The sequence below is a fragment of the Clostridium sp. genome, from assembly GCF_051654825.1.
Lineage (GTDB): Bacteria > Bacillota > Clostridia > Clostridiales > Clostridiaceae > Clostridium.
In genome coordinates this window covers 1-3448 of sequence record NZ_JBOFYU010000298.1, presented here as the reverse complement: position 1 = coordinate 3448, position 3448 = coordinate 1, and the positions used below count along the sequence as shown (strand labels likewise).

The window sequence follows — 3448 nt, the reverse complement described above, 5'->3', positions numbered from 1 at the left end:
TCAATTTAATAGATAAAAGTTCACTTTTATTGGTAAAATAATAGTAGATATATTTCAATCTACTATTATTAATTATGTATTTACTTATTATAATCCTAACTCTTTCGATTTAGCTGTTAATTCATCTAGTATTGCATCTAATCCATCTATGCTATCTTCCGTAGCTCCACCTATAGTATTTCCTTCTCCTAAGTGCTTAGTTACTAAAGAAGATACTATATCCATTTTACCATTTGGTTGGAACTTAGTTTTTACTAAATCTATTACATTTGCTTTTATTTCTTCAAATGTTTCAAACTCTTGCTCAATCATAGTAGACATTGCACTGCCTGAAGAATATACCTCATCTGTTGTCATATCTTCTTTTTCTATCGCCTCTTTCATTGCTTTTCGTATTTCAGTAGCATCCATTGGTAGAACTTCTGGAAGGTGTTTTATTCTAGATCCACTAAAATATGTTGCTGTTTGGCGTGTAAATAGACATCTCTTATCCACACCATTCTCATCCGTTTGCAAATATGCGAAAAATATATTATCTACCATTTTAGAAACTATCTTAAACGCTCTCTTGTTTAACGAAGGCACAAACTTTGATATTTCTCTTTCTACTCCCTTGTGGTCTTTTTCTATCATTTTTTTATCTTCGCTGTGACTTATGAAAAGTAACTTATAATTTAAATTTTCCCACTCAAGCAATTGTTTTCTGAATAAATCATCGGCCATTTTAAGTCCTTTTCCAAACGGTATATCTAATATATCTTCTACGCCCTCATTGTCACAAATTTGTTGACAGGCCATATCATACATTATGTCGCAAGTATCTATTATTAAAACCCTGTAGGAATCTCTTACTTCATCTGATTTTAACTGCTTATTTATAGACGGCACTTTCTCTACATTCCCATTTTCATCTTTTTCTTTTTTATCTCTTGTTAAATCTTCCCATCTTCCGATAGGAACAATCATTGCATTAGAAATCGCTCTTTGACCTTGTTCAAATGCTAAAAACAGTGGTGGAATAGTATTTCCATTTTCATCTTTTTCTTCCATTAATCTTTGAGCGATTGTACTTTTTCCAACTTTTGGGTTTCCAAAAATCATAGTTGTATAACTCGAGAAACTCTTACTTACTTTATTTGGCTTTAATTTAGATATTAACATTATTTTTCTCCTCTTATTTTATTATTTAGTATTTTTTCGATATTATCAAACTCCCAATAAGGAATCCTTATCATTTTGTATCCATGTTTCTTAGCGTATTCATCTTTTAACTTATCGTGATATTGTTGTTTTTTGTAATCAAAATCTTTCCCATAACTTCCAGTTACTTTTTTAAAATGAAACTCTCCATCATATTCTATCCAAACTTTATGCTCTGGTAGTATAAAATCAGGTCTTAATGGATTTCCTAGGTCTGAAAGTAAGTCTTCAAAATGCGCTTCATCATATATATAGTTTATATTATTTTCTATTAACCACTTACTAACTCTCTTTTCACCTTTTGAAGAAGAGCAATTCGGACACCATTCGTCTCTTCCAGTTATTTTCGATATCACCTTCTCAAAAACTGCATTACATTTCTCGCATATGAACTTGTATTTACTACCATTGTTAACTGTTACCCTAAAAGGACTTATATCATTATCAGGATGCCAAGACATTACTTTATCAAAATGATGATATCCAAAAGAATCTAGCTTGTGTAATTTACCTGTTCTTTTAGAGCAATATGGACATCTATTGCCTCCAGTGAAGTCATTACACTTTGTTTCATAGCTACTATGATAATCTTTTTCCTGACATTTAATCCATACTTTATTTCTATTACTTTTTGGACTTATTTCCCAAGGATTTACTGTGTTCTTTTCATAATCCCAATATTTTTCTAAGAAATCTGGGTCAGTATTATCTATATGATATTGAGCAAATGAATCTTTTGGATGAGTCTTTTGGCTACTACAATATGGACAATACTGACTTCTTAAAAATGTTTTTGCTCCACAAGTATAAGAGCTATGATAGTCTTTATTTTGACATTTAACCCATATTTTATTATTTGACTTTATGCTCATACTCCACACATCTATTCCATCAATAATATTTCTATCTTTATCTAATATTTCATCTTCAAAATTTTCTCCATATTTTTTCTCTAGCTCTTTTCCAACACTATCTTCTTTTCTTACTTTTATTCCTGAGCAATATGGGCATCCATGACCTTTTGTAAAAGAGCCGCAATTTACCAAATAGCTATCGTGTTTATCATTGTTTAAGCATTTTACCCAAATCTTACTACTAGAACTCTTACTAAGACTAAATATATTTATTCCACTCTGATCATTTTTTTCAATATCAATATATTTTTCTATGAAATCATCACCTTTGATAGATGTGTGATATCCAATGAAATTGTCTTTTTTAGATACTTTTAGTGTTTTCCTATTTTTTGTTTTCACTATTATATTAGAATCAGTTATATCTCTCTTATAATAATACTCTTTTATTTTTCTCATCAATTTCATTTTGTCATAGTTTTTAACACAATATTTTATATTTACTAGCTCTCCTTTATAAAACACTATATCTGAACTATATTTTATATCAATATCTTCTAAATGTTTTTTAAGTGACGAGTCAAAATCTTGACAGCAATGTGGACATTTTCTCACTTTACTACTATTGAAAGATGCTGACGCTACATCAAAACTCCCTCCACAGTATTTGTGCCTAACTCTAATATAAGAGTATTTTGCTAACCTTCCATCACTAAGAATGTCCCCTTCACGATATGACTTTATATATTCATATCTTCCGCACTTTTCGGCACCTCTTTTGTGTTCTCCGAATATTTTTGCGCTAAATGACTTCAGACACTTTATACATTTTCTCCTATTGCTTGTCTTTATATATTCCCATTTTCTTTCAAAAATATCTCCACATTCACATCTCCATCTATGCTTATGAAGACCGCCAAGGTAAAAATCATCAATAAAAACAAGATAATCCAATAATTCTTCATTTACTTCATTTCTAGACATTCCTTTTTTAATAAATATATCTTTTACATTCTTCATTTAATTACCAACATCTTCCCATCTAGGTTTAGGATGTCCGCAGCTCATATTCCCTTCTCCACATTTTCCGTAGCGGCAACTTGCTCCACACTTACTGAATAATTTAGGGCTTATCTTCATTAATTCTTTAACCATAAGCTCTGTCATTTCTCTAATTTCCCATTGCGCTCTTTCACAATCTCTATGTTTTATAAAGTTAAGCAGTGTTCTAGCATTCATTGTGAACACCATTTTCGTTTCACAAGCATTTGGCAATACATATCTTGCATCTTCTATAGCTTTCTTCTCTGCATCTTTCTCTTTCATTCCCTCTGCTATGTATCTATCTTTTAGCATTGAAGCTATCTTTACATAAGATTCATATGAATTTATCA

3 protein-coding genes are annotated in these 3448 nt (G+C 30.6%); all 3 read right to left on the bottom strand.

Annotation, left to right across the window (positions count from 1 at the left end):
- Positions 1–87 precede the first annotated feature (87 nt).
- On the bottom strand, positions 88–1161 hold the full coding sequence (locus ACRDBA_RS18150; RefSeq protein ID WP_438574341.1) for an AAA family ATPase: 1074 nt from the start codon (positions 1159–1161) through the stop codon (positions 88–90).
- Positions 1161–3074 (bottom strand): zinc-ribbon domain-containing protein, encoded by a 1914-nt coding sequence (locus ACRDBA_RS18145; protein ID WP_438574340.1) that lies wholly within the window; start codon positions 3072–3074, stop codon positions 1161–1163. The genes ACRDBA_RS18150 and ACRDBA_RS18145 overlap by 1 nt, the downstream gene beginning before the upstream one ends.
- On the bottom strand, positions 3075–3448 hold a 374-nt coding region (locus tag ACRDBA_RS18140), incomplete at its 5' end, for an FAD-dependent thymidylate synthase (protein WP_438574339.1).

Bases quoted from the DNA above. Each gene is read 5' to 3' on its own strand.
- ACRDBA_RS18145 (WP_438574340.1), bottom strand. From the start codon at position 3,074: ATGAAGAATGTAAAAGATATATTTATTAAAAAAGGAATGTCTAGAAAT.
- ACRDBA_RS18150 (WP_438574341.1), bottom strand. From the start codon at position 1,161: ATGTTAATATCTAAATTAAAGCCAAATAAAGTAAGTAAGAGTTTCTCG.